The organism is Klebsiella sp. HMSC25G12 (assembly GCF_001807705.1).
In the GTDB taxonomy this organism is placed as follows: Bacteria; Pseudomonadota; Gammaproteobacteria; order Enterobacterales; family Enterobacteriaceae; genus Klebsiella; species Klebsiella variicola.
The window spans coordinates 159,002-182,079 of record NZ_KV789891.1 but is presented as its reverse complement, the minus strand read 5'-3'; the positions used below and the strand labels follow the sequence as shown (position 1 = coordinate 182,079).

Sequence of the window (23,078 nt, the reverse complement as noted above, 5' to 3'; positions counted from 1 at the left end):
GAACGTTCGTCACCTCCTCCGCACCCTTCATTTTTCGGCTTTTGTGCCTGCGGAATGAGTGAGAAAAAATTAAAATAGCCCCAGCTGTCCTGTCACTATTGTAGCAAAGTCATCGTTGACGAAGGGCAGGATCCCTTCCGCCACCGGCTGCAACTGCTTTGTTAAATAGTGATCGTAATCGAGCGGCGACTGCTGGTAATCCACCGGCTCCGGGCCGCTGGTGGTCCAGACGTATTTGATGGTGCCGCGCTGCTGATACTGCTGCGCCCGCCCAAGCTTCACGTTGTGTTCATCCGCCAGCCTCGCGGCGCGCACGTGCGGCGGCACTTTACGTTGATACTCGGCCAGCGGTCGGCGCAGGCGCTTGCGATAAACCAGCTGCTTGTCGAGTTCGCCATTCATCAGCCTGGCGATAGTCTCCCGCACATAATCCTGATACGGCTGGTTGCGGAAGATGCGCAGGTATAACTCCTGTTGAAACTGCTGGGCTAGCGGCGTCCAGTCGGTGCGTACCGTCTCCAGCCCCTTGAACACCATGCGCTGGGCATCGCCCTCCTGAATCATCCCGGCATAGCGCTTCTTGCTGCCGGTATCGGCGCCGCGGATCGTCGGCATTAAAAAGCGGCAGAAGTGGGTTTCATACTCCAGCTCCAGGGCGCTGGTCAGCTGGCTTTTACCAAGCTCCTGCGCCCACCAGGCATTGACGTCGCTGACCAGCTCGCGGCCGATCTCCGCTGCCTGTGCTTCGCTATGCGGGCGTTTCAGCCAGACGAAGGTGGAATCGGTATCGCCGTAGATAACGTCGTAGCCTTTGGCTTCAATTAGCGCTTTGGTCTGGCGCATGATCGCGTGACCGCGCATGGTAATCGACGAGGCGAGACGCGGGTCGAAGAAGCGGCAGGCGCTGGTGCCCAGCACGCCGTAGAAGGCGTTCATGATAATCTTCAGCGCCTGGGAGAGCGGCTTATTATGCTGGCGTTTGGCTTCATCGCGGCCGTGCCAGATCTGGCTGACAATGCCGGGCAGGCAGTGTTTGTCGCGTGAAAAGCGGGCGCCGAGGAAGCCCTCGATGCTGTGCTGATCATCGGGCTGCGCCAGGCCTTCCACCAGGCCGACCGGATCGATTAGAAAGGTACGAATAATCGACGGATACAGGCTTTTATAGTCCAGCACCAGCACCGAGTCATACAGACCGGGGCGGGAGTCCATCACGTAGCCGCCGGGGCTGGCCTGCGGGGGGACGTCGCCGAGGTTCGGCGCCACGTAGCCCAGGCGGTGCATACGTGGGAAATAGAGATGGCTGAAGGCGGCCACCGATCCGCCGTGGCGATCGGCGGGCAGACCGTTAACCGTCGCCCGTTCGAGCAGAAACGGCATGATCTCCGTTTTGTGGAAGATCCGCGTGACCAGCTCGCAATCCTGCAGGTTATAGATCGCCAGCGCCGGTTTGTCTTCATGGAAGCGGCGATCGATCTCGTCCATCCGATCCCACGGGTTGTCAATGGCTTTACCTTCACCCAGCAGTTCGCGGGCCACGGCCTCCAGTGAAAAGGAGGAGAAGTTCCAGAACGCGGATTTTAGCGCGTCGATGCCGTCGATAATTAGCCGCCCGTTGGCCTGGGCGAAAAAGACGCCGTTCTTAAAACCGTGCTCACGCCACTCCAGCTCGCTGTTGCCGCGGCCGAGACGCAGCGGGATACGATAGCGCTCGGCGTGCTTTTGCAGGACCCGCAGATCGAACTGCACCACGTTCCAGCCGATCAGCACGTCAGGGTCGTGTTCGGCAAACCAGGCGTTGAGCTTTTCCAGCAGCAGGGGACGGCTGGCGATGAAGACCAGCTCGAAGTCGACGTCTGGCGGCGTTTCCGGTTCGGGGCCCAGCATGTAGACCACCCGCTGGCCGCAGCCTTCCAGACCGATGCAGTACAGCTCGCCGTGGCGGCTGGTTTCGATATCCAGCGACACCCATTTCAGCGGCGGGCGATAGTCAGGGTTCGGTTTCATGCGCGCGTTGACCAGCTGCGAGCCGCGCGTTTCGCCTTCCACCCACACCGGGGCGGTAATAAAGCGCTCCATCAGGTAGCGCTCCGGCGGACGGATATCACCCTCGTAGACGGTGACGCCGCTGTCGCGGAGCATCTTCTCCAGACGCATCAATTGACGATGGGCGCGACAGTAAAGGCCGACAACCGGCTGCCGGTGGAAATCTCTCAGGGTCAGTGGAGCGAAGCGGAAGCCTTTCTCCCCCTGCAGCAGCTGTTCAGCCTGCGCCTGCTGCGCTTCGGGGATAAAGGCAACGGACTCCTGCGGCGGCAGCGTGACCTGCAGCGGGCCGTCGTCGGTGGCCAGCCAGAAGGAGAGCTCGCTGCCCTGCGGGGTGTCCCGCCAGTGACGGGTGAGTAAAAAACCTGCTCGTGGCTGGGTCACGGGTATTCTCGCCGATAAAAAACCAGGCCTGATTATAGCCTGGTTTCATGATGGATGCTGGGATTTTATACAGGTATTCGGCGCTAAGGTGGCCCCGGATTGCGGCTTGCGCCTTATCCGGGCTACCAGACGGTGGCGAGCAGGGTGATTATTGGCCGTAGTAGGCTTTGGCCCCGTGCTTACGCAGATAATGCTTATCTAGCAGCGTCTGCTGCATATCCGGCAGCTGTGGCGCCAGCTGGCGACAGAAGATGCCCATATAGGCGATCTCTTCCAGCACGATGGCGTTATGCACCGCGTCTTCGGCATTCTTACCCCAGGCAAACGGGCCGTGGGAGTGCACCAGCACGCCGGGCATCTGCGCGGGGTCGATTCCCTGCTGACGGAAAGTTTCGACAATCACGTTGCCGGTTTCCCACTCATATTCGCCGTTGATCTCCGCATCGGTCATCAACCGGGTGCAGGGAACCGGGCCATAGAAATAGTCAGCGTGGGTGGTGCCGGTCGCTGGAATGGATTGCCCGGCCTGCGCCCAGATGGTGGCGTGGCGCGAATGGGTATGCACAATACCGCCCAGCGTCGGGAAGGCCTGATACAGCAGGCGATGAGTAGGGGTATCCGACGAGGGCTTCTTGTTGCCTTCCACCACCTCGCCAGTCTCCAGACTGACCACCACCATATCGTCGGCGGTCATCACGCGGTAATCCACGCCGGAGGGTTTGATAACCAGAACGCCCTGGTCGCGGTCGACGGCGCTGACGTTGCCCCAGGTTAAGGTCACCAGATTATGCTGCGGCAGCGCTAAGTTGGCTTCCAGAACCTGGCGTTTAAGATCTTCTAACATAGTGTGCTCCGAATAGCAGGCGAGTCGGGTATCCCTCACCCCGACCCTCTCCCGGCGGGAGAGGGAAAAAGGCGGCATGGCGCCCTGACGGTATCCTCTCCCCAACGGGGAGAGGGAAAGGGTGAGGGGACGGCCTCTTAGCGTTTTGAACCGTAATACACTTCATTCCAGCGCAGCGCGTCCTTGAAGGACGGCAGACGGGTATCGTTGTCGATGACCGTCAGCTCGATATTGTGCAGCTCGGCGAACTGGCGCATATCGTCGAGGTTCAGCGCATGGCTGAAGACGGTATGGTGCGCGCCACCGGCGATGATCCAGGCTTCCGAAGCGGTACGCAGATCCGGCTGCGCTTTCCACAGAGCGTTGGCCACCGGCAGCTTCGGCAGATCGTGCGGCGTTGGGACGGTTTCAATGGTATTGACCAGTAGACGGAAGCGATCTCCCAGATCGATCAGGCTGGCGACAATCGCCGGGCCGGTCTGGGTATTGAAGATCAAACGCGCCGGATCCGCTTTGCCGCCGATACCCAGCGGCTGGACGTCGAGGATCGGTTTCTCGGCGGTAGCGATCGTCGGGCACACTTCCAGCATATGCGAACCGAGCACCAGATCGTTGCCGTTGTCGAAGTGGTAGGTGTAATCCTCCATAAAGGAGGTGCCGCCCTGCAGACCGGTTGACATCACCTTCATGATGCGAAGCAGAGCGGCGGTTTTCCAGTCGCCTTCACCGGCAAAGCCGTAGCCCTGCTGCATCAGGCGCTGCACGGCGAGACCCGGAAGCTGTTTCAGGCCGTGGAGATCTTCAAAGGTGGTGGTAAAGGCGTGGAACCCGCCCTGCTCGAGAAAGCGTTTCATCCCCAGCTCAATGCGCGCGGCGTCCAGCACGTTCTGGCGCTTCTCGCCGTGAACCTGCGCCGCCGGGGTCAGACGGTAGCTGCTTTCATATTCATCGACCAGCGCGCTGATATCGCCGTCGCTGATGCTGTTGACCACCTGCACCAGATCGCCGACCGCCCAGGTGTTCACTGAGAAGCCAAACTTGATCTGCGCCGCGACTTTATCGCCGTCGGTCACCGCCACTTCGCGCATGTTATCGCCGAAACGGCACACTTTCAGATGGCGAGTATCCTGTTTGGAGACCGCCTGGCGCATCCAGCCGCCGATGCGCTGGTGGGCTTCTTTATCCTGCCAGTGGCCGGTGACCACGCTGTGTTGCTGGCGCATACGGGCGCCGATGAAACCGAACTCGCGGCCGCCGTGCGCGGTCTGGTTCAGGTTCATAAAGTCCATATCGATGCTGTCCCACGGCAGCGCGGCATTGTATTGCGTATGGAACTGCAGCAGCGGCTTGTTGAGGATGGTCAGGCCGTTGATCCACATTTTTGCCGGCGAGAAGGTATGCAACCAGACCACTAACCCGGCGCATTTGTCATCGTAGTTGGCGTCGCGGCAGATATGGGTGATCTCGTCCGGGGTGGTGCCCAGCGGCTTAAGGACCAGTTTGCACGGCAGTTTGGCTTCCGCATTCAGGCTGTTCACCACATGTTCGGCATGCTTCGTCACCTGGCGCAGGGCTTCCGGGCCGTACAGATGTTGGCTGCCAATAACGAACCATACTTCATAGTTATCAAAAATCGTCATTTTCGTATCCTTAATGGGTGAGCGCTGCCTGAGATTGCGGGGCTTTTTCCGCCTTTGCAGCCGAAGGGAGATAGTGTTGTTCAGCGCTGACCGACCACTGCTGGTAGCGCTGATAGAGTTGTTCGAAACGTTGCGCCTGCGCCGGGCGTGGCTGCAGGGTGGTTTCCACCTGGCTTGCCATCCGCTGCTGGGCGGCGGGAATATCGTCATAGACGCCGGCGGCGACGGCGGCGAAGATAGCCGCCCCCAGCGCACAGCACTGATCGGAGGCGACAATCTGCAGCGGGCGGTTCAGCACATCGCAGCAGGCCTGCATGATGACCTGGTTTTTCCGTGCGATACCGCCGAGGGCCATCACGTTGTTAACCGGGATCCCCTGCTCGGTGAAGCACTCCATAATGGCGCGGGCGCCAAAGGCGGTGGCGGCGATGAGGCCACCGAACAGCGCCGGCGCGTCGGTCGCCAGGTTAAGATCGGTGATCACCCCTTTCAGACGCTGGTTGGCATTCGGCGTGCGGCGGCCGTTGAACCAGTCGAGCACCACCGGCAGGTGATCGAGGGACGGATTATTGGCCCAGGCTTCGGTGAGCGCCGGCAGTAACTGTTTTTGGCTGGCTTTGATTTGCTCGCGCAACGCCGGCTGCTGCTGAGCCAGTTGTTCCAGCGGCCAGCCGAGAATGCGGCCAAACCAGGCGTAAATATCGCCGAAGGCGGACTGGCCTGCCTCCATGCCGATAAAGTGCGGAACCACGCTGCCGTCAACCTGCCCGCAGATGCCTTTTACCGTGCGCTCGCCGACGCTCTCTTTATCGGCAATCAGGATGTCGCAGGTGGAGGTGCCGATGACTTTCACCAGCGCGTTAGGTTGCGCCCCGGCGCCAACGGCGCCCATATGGCAGTCGAAGGCGCCGCCGGAGATGGCCACGGTCTGCGACAGACCCAGACGCTGGGCCCACTCTGCGCTCAGCGTGCCGACCGGCACATCGGCCGTCCAGGTATCGGTGAACAGCGGCCAGGCCAGATGCTGGTTAATGATGGGATCAAGCTCATCGAAGAAGCTGGCCGGCGGCAGACCGCCCCAGCTTTCGTGCCACAGCGATTTATGTCCGGCGCTGCAGCGGCCGCGGCGCAGATCCTGCGGACGGGTGGTGCCGGAGAGGAGGGCGGGCACCCAGTCGCAAAGTTCTACCCACGAGGCGGCTGCCTGGGCGACGGCGCTATCTTCGCGGGTGACGTGAAGGATTTTGGCCCAGAACCATTCGCTGGAGTAGATACCGCCGATATAGCGCGAGTAATCCTCTTTGCCCGGCTGGTGACACAGGCGGGTGATCGCCTCGGCTTCCTCGACCGCGGTGTGATCCTTCCACAGGACAAACATGGCGTTAGGGTTGTCAGCGAATTCTTCGCGCAGCGCCAGCACGTTGCCCTCGGCATCAACGGGAGCCGGGGTTGAGCCGGTGCTGTCGACGCCAATGCCCACGACGTCGGCGCGCTGTTCGGCGCTCAGCGAAGCGAGCACGCTTTTCAGCGCCGCTTCCATGGACTCGATGTAATCTCGCGGGTGGTGGCGGAACCGGTTGTTAGCCCCATCGCAATACTGTCCTTCCCGCCAGCGCGGATACCACTCTACGCTTGCCGCCAGCTCTGCGCCGGACGCGCATTCCACCGCCAGGGCGCGGACTGAGTCACTACCAAAGTCGAGGCCAATCGCAATTGCCATCTTGTTACTCCATGCAGAAATCATTCATGCAGCAACAGTAGATATCCCCGGCAAAATCCGTCAGGCCGGATTCGCTAATCTTATGGATTATTTTGCTGTCACCTCGCAAAGTGTGACGCCGTGCAAATATTCGATGTGGACTTTCCTGCCGTATTTATAGACACTTTTGTTACCCGGTATATCACGGTGGAATGCACGCTGCTGGCGCTTTTTCGCTTACCGTGCGGCTTTTTAGCGAAATTCCCACCGCCGTCGCAGTCGCGACAGGGCCGAGAGCGATAAAATGATGAATATGGACAATTGGTGTCATTAATACCTTCGGGGAGAACCACGCGTATGGCCGAAACGCAAAACGATCCGCTGCTGCCGGGCTACTCTTTTAACGCTCATCTGGTCACCGGCCTCACGCCGATTGAGGCGCAGGGATACCTGGATTTCTTTATCGACCGCCCGCTGGGCATGAAAGGCTATATTCTCAACCTGACGATCCGCGGCGAGGGTGTTATCAACAACCACGGCGAGCAGTTCGTCTGCCGGCCGGGTGATATGTTGCTGTTCCCGCCAGGGGAAATCCATCACTACGGCCGCCATCCCGACGCCAGCGAGTGGTATCACCAGTGGGTCTACTTCCGGCCACGCGCCTACTGGCACGAGTGGCTCAACTGGCCGACGATCTTCGCCCAGACCGGCTTTTTCCGTCCGGATGAACAGTGGCAGGCGCGCTTTGGCGAACTGTTCGGCCAGATCGTCGATGCCGGGCAGGGGGCGGGGCGCTATTCCGAACTGCTGGCGATAAATCTGCTGGAACAGCTGCTGCTGCGGCGCATGGAGGCGATCAACGAATCGCTGCATCCGCCGCTGGATAACCGGGTGCGCGACGCCTGCCAGTACATCAGCGACCATCTGGCGGACAGCCATTTTGATATTGCCAGCGTCGCCCAGCACGTCTGCCTGTCGCCCTCGCGTCTGTCGCACCTGTTCCGCCAGCAGTTGGGGATCAGTGTGCTCGGCTGGCGGGAAGATCAGCGCATCAGCCAGGCCAAACTGCTGCTGAGCACGACACGGATGCCGATCGCCACCGTCGGGCGCAACGTTGGCTTTGAAGATCAGCTCTATTTTTCGCGCGTATTTAAAAAATGCACCGGCGCCAGCCCGAGCGAATTCCGTGCAGGATGTGAATAAAAAGTAAAGAAAGTGAAATGATGACCCGCTTAAATATCACAGCCAGTAAACTATTAAGACAATTGATGGCTTGACGAGGGCGCGATGGCTCCGGAGAATCCGGGCTTCGTTTTTTAACCGGGTACATTATGCAAGCATTGCTGGAACACTTTATCACCCAATCCACGGTCTACTCGTTGTTAGCCGTGATGCTGGTGGCCTTTCTCGAGTCGCTGGCGCTGGTGGGGCTTATCTTACCCGGAACGGTGATGATGGCCGGCCTTGGGGCGCTTATCGGCAGCGGTGAGGTTAACTTCTGGCAGGCGTGGCTGGCGGGGATTGTCGGCTGTCTGCTGGGCGACTGGATCTCATTCTGGCTCGGCTGGCGCTTTAAAAAGCCGCTGCACCGCTGGTCGTTTATGAAGAAAAACCGTGCCCTGCTGGAGAAGACCGAGCATGCGTTGCATCAGCACAGCATGATCACCATTCTGATCGGCCGCTTTGTTGGGCCGACGCGACCGCTGGTGCCGATGGTCGCCGGGATGCTCGATCTGCCGGTGGCGAAGTTTGTGCTACCGAATATTATCGGCTGCCTGCTCTGGCCGCCGCTCTATTTCCTGCCCGGCATTCTCGCCGGGGCGGCGATTGATATTCCGGCCGATGAAAACAGCGCCAGCTTTAAATGGCTGCTGTTGGGGGCGGCGCTGCTGGCCTGGCTGGCAGGGTGGCTGTGCTGGCGGCTGTGGCGGAGCGCGAAAACCTCAGGCGATCGCCTGACCCGCTGGCTGCCGCGCGGCCGACTACTGTGGCTGTCACCGCTGATGGTGGTGGTCGCCGCGACGGCGCTGACTCTGGTCTGCCGCCATCCGCTGATGCCGGTCTATCTGGCGATCCTGCACAAGGTTATTGCGCGCTGATGCCCATCAGATGCGAGGCGCTGCTGTTGCCGCTTAACAGCTCGGCGGTGGCGCCATCCCAGACAATCCGCCCTTCGGCGACCACTATCGAGCGCGGCGCGATGCGCGCGGCATCTTCCACGCTGTGGGAGACCATCAGCAGAGTGAGCTGCTGCTGCTCGCAGACATCGGCGACCAGGGACAGCATCTCCTGACGCAGCGCCGGGTCAAGCGCTGAGAAGGGTTCATCCAGTAACAGCACCGGCTGCTGGCGCACCAGACAGCGGGCCAGCGCCGCGCGCTGCCGCTGACCGCCGGAAAGCTCGCCCGGCAGGCGTTCCAGCAGCGCATCAATTCCCATCTGTCCGGCCATCGCCGCCACCTGCGCCTGCTCCTCGCGGCTCAGTTTCAGGCCCGGGTGGATCCCGAGGCTGATATTCTGCCGAACCGTGAGATGGTTAAACAGGTTATTCTCCTGGAACAGCATCGAGACCGGACGCTGCGCCGGCGGCGTCGCGTTATGCGCCTCGCCATTGATCCGCAGGCTGCCGCTGGCGGGCGGTAGAAAACCGGCGATCAGATTCAGCAGGGTGCTCTTTCCGGCGCCGCTGGGGCCGAGCACCGCGATGCGCTCGCCGCGCGCGACGTCGAGGGTAAAGCGCATCGGCAGATGCTGGTACAGCCAGGTCACATCATTGAGTTTTAGCATCACGCCCCGGAAGTTTTTCAATCAGCGTAAATAATAAGAAACAGAGCAGCAGCAGGAGCAGGGCGGTGACGGCGCCGTCCTGGCTGCGGTAGGCGCCTATCTGCTGGTAGAGATAGAAAGGCAGGGTGCGGAACGCCTCGTTGCCGAACAGGGCCACCACGCCGAAGTCACCAATCGACAGCACGCAGGCAAAGGCGAGCGCCTGGGCCAGCGGGCGCCGGAGGGCGCGAAGCTCAACCACCCGCAGCCGCGTGAAGCCTTCAATCCCCAACGACTGGCACAGCATACTGTAGCGAGCGGTCACGTCGCGCATCGGGTTTTCCAGCACTTTGAGCGCGTAGGGGATCGCCATCAGGGCATTGGTGAAGATGACGATGCCGTCGGCGGACTCCGGCAGTCCGACGCTGTTACTGAGCAGCAGAAAAAAGCCAGTGGCCAGCACAATCCCCGGCATGGCAAGGATTAACATGCCGCTCAGCTCCATCGCCTGCCCGGCCAGCGGCCGCTGGCGGGCGCGCAGCTCCCGGCTGCTCCACAGCAGCATCATCGTCAGGGTTACGCTCAACAGCCCGGCGGCGATGGCGATGCGCAGAGAGGTACTCAATGCCTGCCAGAGCGCCGGCTGCGCCAGCACGTTCAGCATGTTGCGGTTGATCCCGTCGACGATGACCGCCAGCAGAGGCGGGAGCAGCAGCAGCAGGGCGGCGCCGATCAAGAGTCCGTCGCTCAGGCGGCTGTGCAGACGATCGTCAGGGTCGCGCCAGCCGCGGACATGGCTGACGCCGATAGCCACCGCTTTACTGAGGCGCTGGCTGAGCAGCACCAGCGCGAGGCAGCAAAGCATCTGGATCAGCGCCAGCATTGCCGCTCGCGCCGGATCGTAGTCAAAGCTCAGCGCCTGGTAGATAGCCAGCTCAATCGTGGTGGCCTTCGGGCCGCCGCCCAGCGACAGCACGGTGGCGAAGCTGGCGAAGCAGAGCATAAAAATCAGCGCAGCGACGGCGGGAATGTGCCGGCGCATCCACGGCCATTCGACGAGACGGAAGAAGGCATAGCCGCGCATGCCAAGCTGGGCGGCAATTTGCCGCTGTTCACCAGGGATACTCTCCAGCGCCTGCAGCAGCAGGCGGGTGGCCATCGGCATATTGAAAAAGACGTGCGCCAGCAGGATGCCCTGCAGACCGTAGGGCGAGAAATCCCACTGCCAGCCGAGCGCGTGAAACAGCGAGGCCAGCCAGCCCTGGCGGCCATAGACGCTGAGGATGCCGAACACCGCCACCAGCACCGGCAGGATCAGGGTCATCGCGCACAGGCGCAGCAGCAGTGTGCGGCCCGGGAAGCGACGCCGGTAAAGGGCGCGGGCGAGAAAGATGGCCGGCACCACCGAGAACAGCGCTGACAGCGACGCCTGCCAGAAGGAGAAGCGCACCACGTGCCACAGGTAGCTATCGCTGAAGACCGATTGCCAGCCCGCGCCGGGGGCGCTAAACCACAGCGCCAGAAACGCCGCCAGCGCGACGGCGCAGAGCAGGGTGGCGGCAAAAAGGCCCGGCAATAGCCCGCGAAGGTTTAGCGGCTGACGGCGCGTTGCCATGCGCTAATCCAGGTCTGACGCTCGCTGGCGACCTGCTGCGGGGTAAACGACAGGGTGGTCTGCGGCTTCACCAGGGTATCAAACCCGGCCGGCAGCGCGACCTGAGTCACCGGATACATCCAGTTCCCGGTGGGGATGGCGTTCTGGAAGCCAGGCGAGACCATAAATTTGAGGAACTTCTCCGCCAGTTCCGGCTGCTTGCTGGCGGCGGTACGCGCGGCAACTTCGACCTGCAGATAATGGCCTTCAGCGAAGCTCGCCGCCGCATAGTTGTCTTTCTTCTCTTCAATAATGTGGTAAGCCGGCGAGGTGGTGTAGCTTAAGACCAGGTCGCTTTCCCCTTTCAGGAACAGACCGTAGGCTTCACTCCAGCCCTTGGTGACGGTGACCGTTTTCGCCGCCAGCTTCTGCCAGGCCTCGGGTGCTTTATCGCCATAGACCTTTTGCATCCACAGCAGCAGGCCCAGCCCCGGGGTACTGGTGCGGGGATCTTCGTAGATGACGCGCCATTTCTGCGGGCTCTCAACCAGCTCTTTCAGGCTTTTCGGCGGGTTAGCCAGTTTGTTTTTGTCATAGACGAAGGCGAAATAGCCGTAATCGTAGGGGACAAAGGTGTCATTATCCCAGCCGCCCGGCACGCTGACCGCGCTGGCAGGAACGTGGCTTTTGGCGAACAGTTTACTCTGCGCCGCGGCTTCCAGCAGGTTGTTATCCAGGCCAAGCACGATGTCGGCCTTGCTGTTCTTGCCTTCCATGCGCAGGCGATTCAGTAGCGAAACGCCATCTTCCAGGGCGACGAACTTCAGTTCGCAGCCGCAGTCCGCTTCAAAGGCTTTTTTGACCGCCGGGCCGGGGCCCCAGTCGGCAGAGAAGGAGTCATAGGTATAGACGGTGAGGACAGGCTTAGCCAGAGCGGGCATGGCGACCAGCGCCAGCAGCGGGAGTAATTTTTTCAACACTTTGCACCTCAGAAAAAAGGGGTGGCAAAGGATTTTGAGTGAGCCTCAAATCCCTTCGCCGGCGTTATCCGGATCAGGTTCGACGGGTATTTTCTCAGCCCATACGCTTCATCCTTCAAGCCGCATCTGCGTTAGCTTCGCGCGTTCACCCCAGTCACATAGTTATCTATGCTCCAGGGGATTCACCCGCTTGCTGCCGTGATGCAACGTGAATGATATTGCGTATGTTTATTAGCACCCCGTTGAGAACGGCCTTAGTGTAATGATTTTGTCAGATGACGGAAAGCGCTTACGGCTCCGGCGGCGCAAACCACGCGGATTTAAAGTCGAACCAGCCGAGGGTGTTCATCCGTACGCCGCGCATACTGCGCTGCCCCTGAATCATCAGCCAGTGGTGGATCAGCGGCACGATATGTTGCCCGGCCAGCAGCCGCTGGCTCCAGGTGGCCGGATTAAACTCTCCCGCGCGCCAGCGGCAGGCGTCTGCCTGCCAGTCAATGGGGATGCAGCGCTGAATGAGCGGGACTTCGTACAGATAGGCGAAGAGTGAGAATTCGATCGGTAAGGTGAAGTTAACGCTGTTAAGCCAGATATCGCTGACCACCTCGCCGCGATGCCAGGCATCATACTCCAGCTCCTGGATCTCCAGTTTTACCTGATGCGCTGCCAGCAGGTCGCGCATAATCCCGCCGATCACCCGATGTTCGACGTGATCGCGGTAATAGGTGAGGGTGACGGTCTCCAGCCCCGCCGGCTTCTCGCAGGCGTGGTTGCTGGCGTGATGCCAGCGCGGCAGCAGGCCGTAGGCGGGAAACCAGTTGCCCTGGTAGTGTTCGCCCGCATGGTAGAGCAGGTTGGCGGGCTGAAACAGATAGCTTAACCAGCGACGCACCGCGTCGTTGGCCCCCAGCGGGCTTCGCGAGTCGAACAGCAGGTAATAGCAGCCCTCTTCCAGGCGACTCTCCACCGCTTTTTCGCTTTCGGTATTGCCCTGCAGCGTCAGGCCGCCATTGGGCTCTTCACTAATTTCCGGCAGCACCCAGACGTTCACCTCATCGATCAGCGCCCGGTAGCCAAAATAGTCTTCAAAGGCATGGATCTTGAGCTGGTTCTGATTGTTACGCACCACAGCATAAGGGCCGGTGCCGACCGGCATGGAGGAAAAGTGGTTCATGGTCTGCCACTCCTGCGGCAGCACCATCGCCGGCACCTGGCCCAGCAGCCAGGGCAGCCAGCGGTCGGGCTGGCGCAGATGAATATCCAGGGTCCAGGCGGTGGGCGATTCGATGCGTTCGATATGTGAATAGAGCGGCAGGGCATTGCTGCGCTGCAGAGAGGCGATCACATCCGCCATCTCCAGCTCACGGCCGTGGTGAAAATGGATGCCCGGGCGGAGGAAAAAGCGCCAGTGGGTGGGGGTCAGCTGCTGCCAATGGTGGGCAATATCGGCTTCCAGTTCCCCATTTTCCTCATTTACCCGCGTCAGGGCGCTGAAAATTTGCCGGGCAATATGCGTTTCCGAACGCCGCAGCGCACTGCCGGGCAGTAAATTCTTCATCGGACGATAGTAGAGCACGCGCAGGATATGGCGTCCCTGGCGAAAGCTGCGGCCAAGATGAGAGATCAGCATCTGGCGGACGGCGGCCTTATCGCCGACCAGCTGCACCAGCTGATCGATGCGATCCTGCTCGAGGAGATCTTCGGCACGCTGCTGCTGCAGGGCGAGGCCGGTATAGAGAAAGGTTAGCCGCGAACGCTTGCCGCGGCCTGCCTCCGCCTCCCAGGCCAGCCAGCCGCGGGACTCCATCATATTGAGCAGGGTGCGCATATGGCGACGTGAGCAGCTCAGCATTTCCGCCAGCTCGTTGAGGGTGGTCTCCTGCGACTTGCCGTCGCAGCACTGCCATAAGCGGATGAACTGTTGTTGCAGACGGCTGGAAGACATAAAAGGGGAACTCCTGCGCAAAACTCAGCAATTTATTACTCCCCATATTAAGCCAATAATGAATCCCGATGAAGCGAGGAGGTGAATATGATGAGGTCTACCGCAAAATCGTTCTACCAGCGCTATTTTTCTGCGACGCAGGATGCGTCCTGGCTGGCCCGCCTGATGGCAGGACGACAACAGGAAATCCTGGGAGAACTGATGCAGTGGGGAGTGACGTCAAAGGCCTCTGATCATTGACTTGCAGACATCATGTGTGACTGAGTATTGGTGTTATACTCGTCGTTTTTCACGCTGCAGGGGCGTTGGCCGCGACCGCTCGTTTCGCTGTCGATGCGCTCAGGGTCTGACGTTCTGGCCACGCTCACCCTTTCAGGGCCAGCACAAGCGCTGTGCAAAACGGTTAACCGTTTTGTCCTGCAACATGAAACCCATAGAGTATAGAATCACCCGCCAGCAGAAATCCTCTGCTGGCTTTTTTCGTTTACTTCGCGTGTGTTAAGGACATTCCATGCTGTGGTTGATGACGATGGGACGACGGCTAAACGGCGTGTATGCCGCCTTTATGCTGGTTGCTTTTATGATGGGCGTGGCGGGCGCGTTGCAGGCGCCGACGTTGAGTTTGTTTCTCAGCCGCGAAGTAGGGGCGCAGCCGTTCTGGGTGGGCCTGTTCTACACGGTAAATGCCATTGCCGGGATCCTGGTGAGTCTGGCGTTGGCTAAGCGCTCTGATAGCCGCGGCGATCGGCGGCGGTTAATTATGCTCTGCTGCCTGATGGCGGTGGGCAATGCGCTGCTGTTTGCCTTCAACCGTCACTACCTGACGTTAATTACCTGCGGGGTGATGCTGGCGTCCATCGCCAATGCCGCCATGCCGCAGCTCTTCGCCCTGGCCCGGGAGTATGCCGACAGCTCGGCGCGGGAAGTGGTGATGTTCAGCTCGATCATGCGCGCCCAGCTGTCGCTGGCGTGGGTGATTGGCCCGCCGCTGGCCTTTATGCTGGCCCTCAATTATGGCTTTACCACCATGTTTTCCATTGCGGCGGGCATCTTTGTGATTAGTCTGGCGCTGATTGCCATTAAACTGCCCTCGGTCCCGCGGGTGGAACAGCCTTCGGAAGAGGCGGCGGCGCTGGTGCAGGCCGGCGGCTGGCAGGATAAGAACGTGCGCATGCTGTTTATCGCCTCCACGCTGATGTGGACCTGCAACACGATGTATATCATTGATATGCCGCTGTGGATCAGTAACGATCTCGGTCTTCCCGACAGCCTTGCCGGGATCCTGATGGGCACCGCCGCCGGACTGGAAATACCGGCGATGATCCTCGCCGGTTACTACGTGAAGCGCTTTGGTAAACGTAAAATGATGGTGGCGGCGGTCGCGGCCGGTGTGCTGTTTTATGCCGGGTTGATTCTGTTTCATGGCCGTACGGCGCTGCTGGCCCTGCAGCTATTTAACGCGGTCTTTATCGGTATTATCGCCGGGATCGGTATGCTGTGGTTCCAGGACTTAATGCCGGGTCGGGCGGGGGCGGCGACCACCCTGTTCACCAACAGTATTTCCACCGGCGTGATCCTCGCCGGCGTGATGCAGGGGGCGCTGTCGCAAAGTTATGGCCACGCCAGCGTCTACTGGACAATCGCCGCGATTTCGCTGGTGACACTGTTTTTGACCAGCAGGGTGAAGGATATCTGACAATCTGCCTTGCCCCGGCGAGCCGCGTCGCCGGGGCAAGCTGACTACTCCAGGACGATACGCTTGATATCGCCGATGATAAAAATGTAGGCAATCACGCCGATCAGCGCCGTCAGGCCGACATAGATCAGCGCGTAAAAGAAATTACCCGTTGCGGAGATAATCACGCCAATTATCAGTGGCGCAATAATAGATGCCATATTGGCGCAAAAGTTAAATATGCCGCCGGTGAGGCCTGCCATATTTTCCGGGGCAATATCAGAAATTAAGGTCCAGCCCAGACCGACCATCCCCTGGCCAAAAAATGCCACCGACATAATAATGATAACGGTGCTGTTAGCGCTTACCCAGTTCGCCGCAATAATACAGCTGGACAGTAGTAAACCGGAAATTATTGGTAACTTTCGACTGATGTTGACGGAGCCGGTTCGCTTCAGCAACCGGTCCGAGATCCAGCCGCCGAAGAGGATGCCGATCGCGGCGGCGAGGAAGGGCCAGGTGGCGAAAAATCCGACGTGAAGCCAGGGAAGATGGCGCTCGTTGGCAAGATAGCTGGGAAACCACGTCAGGAAAAACACCAGCGTGGTGTTCCCGGCGAACTGGCCCAGACTGGCGCCTACGATCTGACGACAGCCCAGCAGACGCCTGGCGTCACGCCAGTTAAATGGAACGTTCTGGATTTTATTGTTAATGTTGTTTGCGCCGATGTAATCCAACTCTGCTTTATTAGCCGTGCGTGATTCATGCGGTTCGTGATAAAAACGCCACCACACCAACGTAAATAAAATACCTAATCCGCCGGTGAGAAAAAACAGCGTTCTCCAGCCATGGTGTTCGAGGATTAAAAATAACAGCGGCGAGAAAGCGGCCAGCCCTATATATTCGCCAACTGTATATGTTGCCGTCGCCCGCGCGCGCTCATGCTGGGGAAACCAGGTGCTGACGATGCGGCTGTTGGCCGGAAAGCAGGGCGCTTCGCTGACGCCAAGCCCCAGGCGCAGGAGGAGCAGGGTTTTCAGCCCGAGGGTAAAACTTTGCAGCAGAGTAAACAGCGACCAGAAGAAAATAGACAGGGCATAGGTGAGCTTGTTACCAAAACGGTCTAAAAATACCCCGCCAGGGATCTGCGCCAGCGCATAGGTCCAGGCAAAGGCGGAGAAAATGATGCCCATCATCGCTGGATCGATATGAATTTCCTGGGTTAATTGTGGGGCGACAATACCCAGGATGGTGCGATCGAGATAATTGATCATCGTTCCGACGGACAACAGCAGTAAAATAACTATCCGAACGCGGCTTCTTTTTTTCGTCCCCGATGAGGAAGTGAGGACTTCCTGAGAGTTTGACATACTCATAGCGAGTTCCTTTAAAGTTTAAAATATTTTTGCATATATTCGCACATGCAAAAACATCTCCAGGAACTATAGATAGTATCTATGAATGGCAACGCTTTGTTGCACATTCATACGCTTCACAAAAGAATATTTGATGTAACGCCGATATTTACCCGCTCCCGCACATTATTGGTGGCTTGCATGGTATATTAGCGTCAGTGCATTTATTCTTATATTATACGGGCAAAAATAATGAACCTAAAGCAACTTTATTATTTTAAACGTCTGTCTGAAACCGAACATTACACCGAAGCCGCCTCCAGTCTGTGCATCACCCAGCCCTCGCTAAGCCATGCGATATCGGAGCTGGAGAAGGAGTTAGGGGTCGCGCTGTTCGCCAGACAGGGACGGAACGTTAAAATTACGCAAAACGGCAAGCGTTTTTTGCCGTATGTCGAAGATGCGCTGGCCTCGCTGGAGAATGGCCGGATGACATTACAAAAAAATGGCGCCGAGAATAAAGAGAATATTCGCATCGCCTTTATTTACACGATGGGCGAATATGTTGTTCCGCAGTTAATTAATCAATATTCTCTTTCACCTGAATGTCACAACGTTACTTTTTCTTTTACTCAGGGGACATCGCTGACCCTATTGCAGGAGCTGAAAGCTGGCAAAGTCGATCTGGCGATTTGCTCTTATATTGCGGATGAGCCGGATATCGATTTTATTCCTGTTATTCAGCAGGAGCTGGTGGTGGTCACGGCGAAGGATCATCCGTTGGCTCGCCTGTATGAACATGAGGTCGATCTGGTAGAGACGATTCATTATCCCTATATCTATTTTTCAGAGAATAGCGGTTTACGTCCGTTTATCGATAATGTGTTTATGCAGCAAAAGCTGGTGCCGGAGATCGCCTGCTACGTGGATGAGGATACCGCGATGGCCGGGCTGGTCAGTATTGACTATGGGATCGCGATTATGCCGCGGATCTCCGCGCTCTCCTATTACAACGTTCACATCCTGAAGATTAAAAACACCATCCCCCCACGCTATATCTATCTGGCGACAATGAAAGATCGGTTACTTTCCCCGGCGCTACAGTCATTTAAAAATGTGGTTATCCACGACAGCCAGAATCTCTGTTAGTGGATGGCCCGGAGATCGCCTCCGGGCCATTCGGGCATCAGGAGAGAATATCCATCACTTCACGTAGTTTTGCGATGGCGATCTGTCCTGGCGCAGAAGCCTGTCCTACGGTACCGAAGGTCATCGCCGAGCCGAATAAGCGCCCGGTAACCCGGCTAACGCCACCGGATTTGCCCATCGACATGGTAATCAGCGGGCGAGTGGCATATTTTTCTTTCATGGTCAGCGTAGCGGCAAGCAAGGTCAGAACGTCCTGCGGCGACTGCGGCATCACCGCGATCTTCGGCAGGTCGGCGCCCAGATCCTGCATGCGGCGCAGGCGATAGATAATATCTTCCTGAGCGGGAGTCTTGTGGAAATCATGGTTACTCATGATCACCTTGACGCCCGCGGCATGCGCATCGTCAACCAGCGCGCGGATCTGCGCTTCATCATTGAATAGCTCGATATCGATAACATCAACCAGTCCGCTGCGCGCGGCTTCGCGATTGAGCGCGAAGTACGCTTCGTCGCTGATCTCGGTTTCGCCACCTTCTTTCTTGCTGCGGAAGGTGAACAGCAGCGGGAGCGCTTTCAGCGCGCCACGGATTTCCGCCAGCGCGTCCATCACCTGGGTCATGTCTCTGACCTGGGTAAAGTGGTCAACGCGCCATTCGATAATATCGGCGCCGGCATCGACCAGACCATGGGCGTTACCCAGTATCTCATCGAGGGTTTTGCCGATCAGCGGTACACAAATGAGGGTTTCCCCTTCCTGAAAGGTGATGTTCTTTACGGTTACTGCATTTGTCATGTAGGTATCCATTATTGTTCGCGTTGAACCTCAGGCGGTGACTGCGGTGCGGGACACTTTTTGCGCCGCCCGAGCCTGCAGTTGACGATAGCCGATGTACAGGGCGATCACAAAGCCGATCACGGCGATTGCAAAATCAAACCACATAATGCTGGCAATACTGATCTGCGAAAGCTTTGCGGTGATCAGGGGGATCGTGAAGCTGGCGATACTGCCGGCGGTGTAGAAGATCCCGGTTGCTTTACCTTTTCCGTTCGGGAAACTCATCGCCATGATTGTTGCTCCCAACTGCAGTACCCCGCCGGCGGCGGCAAAGCCGATGATAAAGGCGAAGCCGGTGACCATCATCGGCGTCGGGAACAGGCACACCAGCAGCAGCGAAATCATCGACAGGCCAGTATAGATGATCATGGCGATGGCTGAGCTGAACACCTCTTTGACGAAGGCGGCGGTCACGAAGACGCAGACCAGCGAACCGACGGTATAGATGCTAAGCAGTTTAATCGCCGAGGCGTAGGGCAGGCCGACCACGAATTGACCGTACTGCGCCAGCCACTGGCTGACCAGATAGAAGGTTGCCATGCCAATGTAGCCGTACAGAGTGAAGATCACCATATCCAGCTTATTAGCCTGCGGCCGGGCAGTTGCTTCCGCCTGCGCCGTAGGGGCCTCCTCTTTTTTCGCCGACTGGCTATCCGGGAATGGCATTTTGAGCAGGTAGATGCCGCTCAGGACAAACAGTCCCGCCGCAATGACGAACGACCAGCCGAACCACAGATTCGCCCAGATCAGGAAGCTGATAATGAATGGCAGCAGGAACTGTCCGGCGGAAACGAAGGCTTTGATCAGCACGTTGGCCCGGCTGGCGGAGTGCGGGAAAGACTCCATTAGCGCCGGATAGGTTCCGGAGTCGAGGAAGCTATTCGCCAGGCCCGCCATAATGCCGAAGACGTAGGCCAGATAGATATTTTTAGTCAGCAGGATGCCGACGAAGAAGATCAGATAGCTGAGGATCCCCAGATAAATAAAAGGCTTACGGCCAAAGCGATCCGACAAAAAGCCGGTCACAATGGTCGCCAGCTTGCCGATACCTAACGAGGAGATAACGATGGATACGCCAGCAGCGTCTGTTCCCCACTGTTCCTGAAGATGGGCCATGTTGAGGGTGATTAAGAGCACCCCCATGCCGTGAATCAGGTAGTTGAGATACAGCCCTGCCGCAGTAGGGATGTATTTATTTTTCATCATTCGCCTCTTAGAACAGAATGCTCTTGATGTAATCAACCGGCATCTGTTTACCCGTCCAGATTTCGAACGCGCGCGCGCCTTGCCACAGCATCATCCCCAGACCGTTCAGGGTGCGGCAGCCTTTTTTCTCCGCCACTTCCAGCAGGTGGGTTTTACGCGGGTTGTAGACGACGTCAGAGACGATCAGATCCGGGCGCAGGAAGCTGTCGTTCGGCAGCAACATTTGGCCTTCGAACGGCTTCATGCCAACGCCGGTGGCATTGGTCAGGATCACGCTGCTGTCGATTTCGGCGCGCAGCTTGTCATGATCGTCGAGATCGAACAGATGGATCTCGCAGTTGGTGTTGTTGCGGATCTTAGCAACCGTTTCTTCGGCGTTGGCGAAGAATTTATCGCGGCGGTTAAAGATGGAGATTGCCTTCACGCCATCCAGCGCCGCCTGGACGCAGAGCGCGGTCGCCGCGCCGCCGGCGCCGAGGACGGTCATCTTCTTGCCGATGATATCGATACCCGCTTCGCTAAGGGCGCGCATATAGCCGGTGCCGTCGGTGATATGTCCGGTCAGTACGCCATCGTCGTTGACCACGGTGTTGACCGCCCCGACCAGCTGCGCCGCCGGCGACAGCTTATCGAGATACTGGCAAATTTCGGTTTTGTTCGGCATAGAGACATTAAAGCCGCGCAGCTTCATTGCCCGAAAGCCCTGCACAACGTCCTTCAGCTCCTGATTACCGACTTCAAAAGCCAGATAAACATAGTCCAGCCCGAGATGGGCGAAAGCCTCGTTATGCATGGTGGGTGACATGCTGTGGCGAATCGGGGTGGCGATCAGGCCAATCAGCTCAGTGTGTCCAGTAATACGTTCTGCCATGACAAAAATCCTCAATAAGTTAGAAAGGGAATTCGTTGTGCTTCGCGACTGCCCAGCGCACCCATGTCTTCCAGGGTATCCAGCACGTTGCGGCCTTCGCGGATGCCGTCGATAATGCGCCGCGCCATCAGGCTGTCGCCGATATTCATGATTTTGACGTTATTGGCATTGGCCCAGCGCTCGATCTCGTCGAGACCCGTCCGGTTGGCGCGCATCCCCAGGCAGACAAAGCCGTAGTCAAAGGGGATATCGAAGGTTTGCTGTGTATTTTTCACCCGGAAATGGTCGGCAGCGACTGCCATCAGTTGGGTATTCATGTGCTGTTCGACCTGGTGCTCGTCGAGCATGGTCAACATGGCATTTTTGGTAATGATGTCGAGGTCGCGACCGGCGGCGTCCTGCATTTCGATTAATACCGCCTGCGCGCCGCGCGCCGTAAAGTATTCGATAACGTCGAGGCCAACGGCGCCTGCGCCGACGACGGCGATACGTTTACCCTCGATATCGGTAAATTTCGCCAGGTTGTCGATCATGCCGGTAATGGAAAAGACTTTGCCGTCCGCGGTATCAATGTTTTCCCGCAAGCCCTCAATGGGCGGCAGCAGCGGCGTTGAGCCGGTGGCGTTGACAATCAGATGCGGATGCAGGGCGGAAACTGAGGCCACGTCGGCACATTTGCCGACCTGCAGCATCAGGTTGTCCAGCGAGGCGATGCGATTTTTCATAAACTGCGGGAAATCAGCGATGCGTTTTTTCTCCGGCAGGCGGGAGATTTCGCTGGCGAGGCCGCCGACGTGGTTTTTCGCCTCCAGCAGCCAGGTATGGCAACCGACTTCCGCCGCCGTGCAGGCGGCTTCCATCCCGGCGGTGCCAGCGCCGATGACCACCACGTTCGTTTCGCGACTGACGCGGCGCATTTTGTAGGCATCGCCGTGGATGATGTCCGGGTTAATCGAACAGCGCAGCGGGCGCGAGCGGGCGATACGATGGTCAGCGCAACCGATATTGCAGGAGATGCATTTGCGCATCAGGCGCTCTTTACCGCCTTGCACCTTCTGCACCCACTCCGGCTCGGCAATCAGGCCGCGGCCAATGGCAATAAGGTCGGCATCGCCGCTGGCGAGAATATCCTCGGCCACCTGTGGTGAGCGAATATTGCCGGCGATGACCGTGGGCTTATGGAATTTATCGCGCACCGCGCGGGAGAGGTAGCGCTTCCAGCCATCCTCCAGCGACATCTGGTCGATTTGCAGATTCAGGTTGTCATTCTGCGCCGCAGAGACGTTGATGATATCGACCTTATCCTGGCAGAGTTCAAGGATGCGCAGGGAATCTTCGAGGGTATTGCCCCCCTTGAGGAAGTCGTCGGCGCTGATGCGCAGGCTGACCGGAAAACGCGGCCCCACGCAGGCGCGCACTTTATCGATAATCAGACTTAATATCCGGGTGCGATTTTCGACGGTGCCGCCAAATTCATCGGTGCGTTTGTTAAATAACGGCGATAAAAACTGGCTAATTAAATAGGAATGACCGGCATGAATTTCGACGCTGTCAAAACCCGCACGACGAACGCGCTCCGCGGCATCACCAAACTTTTCAACGGCATGATAAATTTCCTCATGCGTCATTGGGCGTGGAATATTTCCGTGCTTTTTCGAGGGCGTCGTGGAGGAAGAGAGTGGCGTCTGACCGTCAAGGCGGTAGGCGTACGCCGAAGCGCCGGCATGATTTAACTGAATGGATACGCAGGCGCCATGTTTATGCAGGGTCTCGGTTAATTTAAACAGTCGCGGAATATATTGATCGTTATCGATGCGTAACTGCGTGGTGCCGTTGGAAGCAAAGGGAAAATCAATACAGATGTTTTCGATGGTGATAAGTCCGGTGCCGCCTTTGGCCCGCAGTTCATAGTATTCCAGCTGTTCCTGCGAGACCTCGCCGTTGAGCGTGGCCATATTGGTGCCCATAGGGGGCATGATAATGCGGTTTTTTAGCGTCATGCCGTTGATGGTCAACGGACTGAAAAGGTGCGGATAGTGGCTCATCTCTTCTCTCCACAGGAGGCCGGGAGGCCGATATGCGGGGGCCCGGG

Annotated in this window: 18 protein-coding genes and 1 riboswitch; of the genes, 5 read left to right on the top strand and 13 right to left on the bottom strand. The window is 58.3% G+C overall.

The window, feature by feature from the left end:
- Positions 1-69: 69 nt before the first annotated feature.
- From polB to araB, 4 genes are all read right to left on the bottom strand, one after another.
- Positions 70-2,427, bottom strand: coding sequence for a DNA polymerase II (gene polB / locus HMPREF3096_RS14150; RefSeq protein WP_032731610.1), 2,358 nt, complete (start codon positions 2,425-2,427; stop codon positions 70-72).
- A gap of 148 nt (positions 2,428-2,575) precedes the next feature.
- Complete coding sequence (gene araD / locus HMPREF3096_RS14145) at positions 2,576-3,271, bottom strand: L-ribulose-5-phosphate 4-epimerase (protein WP_012968949.1); 696 nt, start codon at positions 3,269-3,271, stop codon at positions 2,576-2,578.
- A 137-nt stretch (positions 3,272-3,408) separates the two neighbouring features.
- On the bottom strand, positions 3,409-4,911 hold the full coding sequence (gene araA, locus HMPREF3096_RS14140) for an L-arabinose isomerase (RefSeq protein WP_008807461.1): 1,503 nt from the start codon (positions 4,909-4,911) through the stop codon (positions 3,409-3,411).
- 10 nt (positions 4,912-4,921) lie between these two features.
- Entirely contained in the window at positions 4,922-6,631 is a 1,710-nt protein-coding gene (araB, locus tag HMPREF3096_RS14135) for a ribulokinase (protein WP_012968947.1), read from the bottom strand.
- Positions 6,632-6,967: 336 nt separating this feature from the next.
- Here araB and araC point away from each other — a divergent pair, with 336 nt between their 5' ends.
- Together araC and HMPREF3096_RS14125 are read left to right on the top strand one after the other, a co-directional pair.
- Positions 6,968-7,813 (top strand): arabinose operon transcriptional regulator AraC, encoded by an 846-nt coding sequence (araC, locus tag HMPREF3096_RS14130; RefSeq protein WP_004204301.1) that lies wholly within the window; start codon positions 6,968-6,970, stop codon positions 7,811-7,813.
- Positions 7,814-7,941: 128 nt separating this feature from the next.
- The gene (locus tag HMPREF3096_RS14125) at positions 7,942-8,709 is read left to right on the top strand and encodes a DedA family protein (RefSeq protein ID WP_008807458.1); all 768 of its coding nucleotides are present in this window, start codon (positions 7,942-7,944) and stop codon (positions 8,707-8,709) included.
- Here the strand turns inward: HMPREF3096_RS14125 and thiQ are convergent.
- From thiQ to sgrR, 4 genes are all read right to left on the bottom strand, one after another.
- A complete protein-coding gene (thiQ, locus tag HMPREF3096_RS14120; protein ID WP_032731611.1) occupies positions 8,696-9,397 on the bottom strand; it encodes a thiamine ABC transporter ATP-binding protein ThiQ in 702 nt (233 codons plus the stop codon). The two genes, HMPREF3096_RS14125 and thiQ, sit on opposite strands and share 14 nt — an antisense overlap.
- Positions 9,381-10,991 (bottom strand): thiamine/thiamine pyrophosphate ABC transporter permease ThiP, encoded by a 1,611-nt coding sequence (gene thiP / locus HMPREF3096_RS14115; protein WP_012968945.1) that lies wholly within the window; start codon positions 10,989-10,991, stop codon positions 9,381-9,383. The genes thiQ and thiP overlap by 17 nt, the downstream gene beginning before the upstream one ends.
- On the bottom strand, positions 10,967-11,950 hold the full coding sequence (gene thiB, locus HMPREF3096_RS14110; RefSeq protein WP_032731612.1) for a thiamine ABC transporter substrate binding subunit: 984 nt from the start codon (positions 11,948-11,950) through the stop codon (positions 10,967-10,969). The genes thiP and thiB overlap by 25 nt, the downstream gene beginning before the upstream one ends.
- 32 nt (positions 11,951-11,982) lie before the next feature.
- Positions 11,983-12,202: riboswitch (TPP riboswitch) on the bottom strand.
- 37 nt (positions 12,203-12,239) lie between these two features.
- Positions 12,240-13,895, bottom strand: a complete 1,656-nt coding sequence (gene sgrR, locus HMPREF3096_RS14105) for an HTH-type transcriptional regulator SgrR (RefSeq protein WP_008807454.1) — start codon at positions 13,893-13,895, stop codon at positions 12,240-12,242.
- 87 nt (positions 13,896-13,982) lie between these two features.
- Here sgrR and sgrT point away from each other — a divergent pair, with 87 nt between their 5' ends.
- Both sgrT and HMPREF3096_RS14100 read left to right on the top strand, forming a co-directional pair.
- Positions 13,983-14,135 (top strand): glucose uptake inhibitor SgrT, encoded by a 153-nt coding sequence (sgrT, locus tag HMPREF3096_RS29320; protein WP_012542866.1) that lies wholly within the window; start codon positions 13,983-13,985, stop codon positions 14,133-14,135.
- A gap of 271 nt (positions 14,136-14,406) precedes the next feature.
- Positions 14,407-15,591 (top strand): sugar efflux transporter, encoded by a 1,185-nt coding sequence (locus HMPREF3096_RS14100; protein WP_008807453.1) that lies wholly within the window; start codon positions 14,407-14,409, stop codon positions 15,589-15,591.
- Positions 15,592-15,635: 44 nt separating this feature from the next.
- Here HMPREF3096_RS14100 and HMPREF3096_RS14095 read toward each other — a convergent pair whose 3' ends face one another.
- Complete coding sequence (locus HMPREF3096_RS14095; protein WP_012542864.1) at positions 15,636-16,946, bottom strand: MFS transporter; 1,311 nt, start codon at positions 16,944-16,946, stop codon at positions 15,636-15,638.
- Positions 16,947-17,177: 231 nt separating this feature from the next.
- On the opposite strand from HMPREF3096_RS14095, the gene HMPREF3096_RS14090 reads away from it, so the two are divergent.
- A complete protein-coding gene (locus HMPREF3096_RS14090) occupies positions 17,178-18,074 on the top strand; it encodes a LysR family transcriptional regulator (RefSeq protein WP_012542863.1) in 897 nt (298 codons plus the stop codon).
- A 37-nt stretch (positions 18,075-18,111) separates the two neighbouring features.
- On the opposite strand, the gene aroD is transcribed toward HMPREF3096_RS14090, so the two are convergent.
- From aroD to HMPREF3096_RS14070, 4 genes are read right to left on the bottom strand one after another with little or no spacing between them, the layout of a single operon-like run.
- A complete protein-coding gene (gene aroD / locus HMPREF3096_RS14085; protein WP_032731614.1) occupies positions 18,112-18,867 on the bottom strand; it encodes a type I 3-dehydroquinate dehydratase in 756 nt (251 codons plus the stop codon).
- A 30-nt stretch (positions 18,868-18,897) separates the two neighbouring features.
- On the bottom strand, positions 18,898-20,112 hold the full coding sequence (locus tag HMPREF3096_RS14080; protein ID WP_012542861.1) for an MFS transporter: 1,215 nt from the start codon (positions 20,110-20,112) through the stop codon (positions 18,898-18,900).
- Between the two features lie 10 nt (positions 20,113-20,122).
- On the bottom strand, positions 20,123-20,986 hold the full coding sequence (locus tag HMPREF3096_RS14075) for a shikimate dehydrogenase (RefSeq protein ID WP_008807448.1): 864 nt from the start codon (positions 20,984-20,986) through the stop codon (positions 20,123-20,125).
- Between the two features lie 11 nt (positions 20,987-20,997).
- Positions 20,998-23,031, bottom strand: a complete 2,034-nt coding sequence (locus tag HMPREF3096_RS14070; protein WP_022066129.1) for an oxidoreductase — start codon at positions 23,029-23,031, stop codon at positions 20,998-21,000.
- Positions 23,032-23,078: the final 47 nt, after the last annotated feature.

Excerpts from the sequence above, each read along its gene's own strand:
- HMPREF3096_RS14095 (WP_012542864.1), bottom strand. The coding sequence starts at position 16,946 with ATGAGTATGTCAAACTCTCAGGAAGTCCTCACTTCCTCATCGGGGACG.
- sgrR (WP_008807454.1), bottom strand. The coding sequence starts at position 13,895 with ATGTCTTCCAGCCGTCTGCAACAACAGTTCATCCGCTTATGGCAGTGC.
- araC (WP_004204301.1), top strand. The coding sequence starts at position 6,968 with ATGGCCGAAACGCAAAACGATCCGCTGCTGCCGGGCTACTCTTTTAAC.
- HMPREF3096_RS14070 (WP_022066129.1), bottom strand. The coding sequence starts at position 23,031 with ATGAGCCACTATCCGCACCTTTTCAGTCCGTTGACCATCAACGGCATG.
- aroD (WP_032731614.1), bottom strand. The coding sequence starts at position 18,867 with ATGACAAATGCAGTAACCGTAAAGAACATCACCTTTCAGGAAGGGGAA.
- araA (WP_008807461.1), bottom strand. The coding sequence starts at position 4,911 with ATGACGATTTTTGATAACTATGAAGTATGGTTCGTTATTGGCAGCCAA.
- HMPREF3096_RS14075 (WP_008807448.1), bottom strand. The coding sequence starts at position 20,986 with ATGGCAGAACGTATTACTGGACACACTGAGCTGATTGGCCTGATCGCC.
- HMPREF3096_RS14080 (WP_012542861.1), bottom strand. The coding sequence starts at position 20,112 with ATGAAAAATAAATACATCCCTACTGCGGCAGGGCTGTATCTCAACTAC.
- HMPREF3096_RS14100 (WP_008807453.1), top strand. The coding sequence starts at position 14,407 with ATGCTGTGGTTGATGACGATGGGACGACGGCTAAACGGCGTGTATGCC.
- thiP (WP_012968945.1), bottom strand. The coding sequence starts at position 10,991 with ATGGCAACGCGCCGTCAGCCGCTAAACCTTCGCGGGCTATTGCCGGGC.
- thiQ (WP_032731611.1), bottom strand. The coding sequence starts at position 9,397 with ATGCTAAAACTCAATGATGTGACCTGGCTGTACCAGCATCTGCCGATG.
- HMPREF3096_RS14090 (WP_012542863.1), top strand. The coding sequence starts at position 17,178 with ATGAACCTAAAGCAACTTTATTATTTTAAACGTCTGTCTGAAACCGAA.
- sgrT (WP_012542866.1), top strand. The coding sequence starts at position 13,983 with ATGATGAGGTCTACCGCAAAATCGTTCTACCAGCGCTATTTTTCTGCG.
- HMPREF3096_RS14125 (WP_008807458.1), top strand. The coding sequence starts at position 7,942 with ATGCAAGCATTGCTGGAACACTTTATCACCCAATCCACGGTCTACTCG.
- araD (WP_012968949.1), bottom strand. The coding sequence starts at position 3,271 with ATGTTAGAAGATCTTAAACGCCAGGTTCTGGAAGCCAACTTAGCGCTG.
- araB (WP_012968947.1), bottom strand. The coding sequence starts at position 6,631 with ATGGCAATTGCGATTGGCCTCGACTTTGGTAGTGACTCAGTCCGCGCC.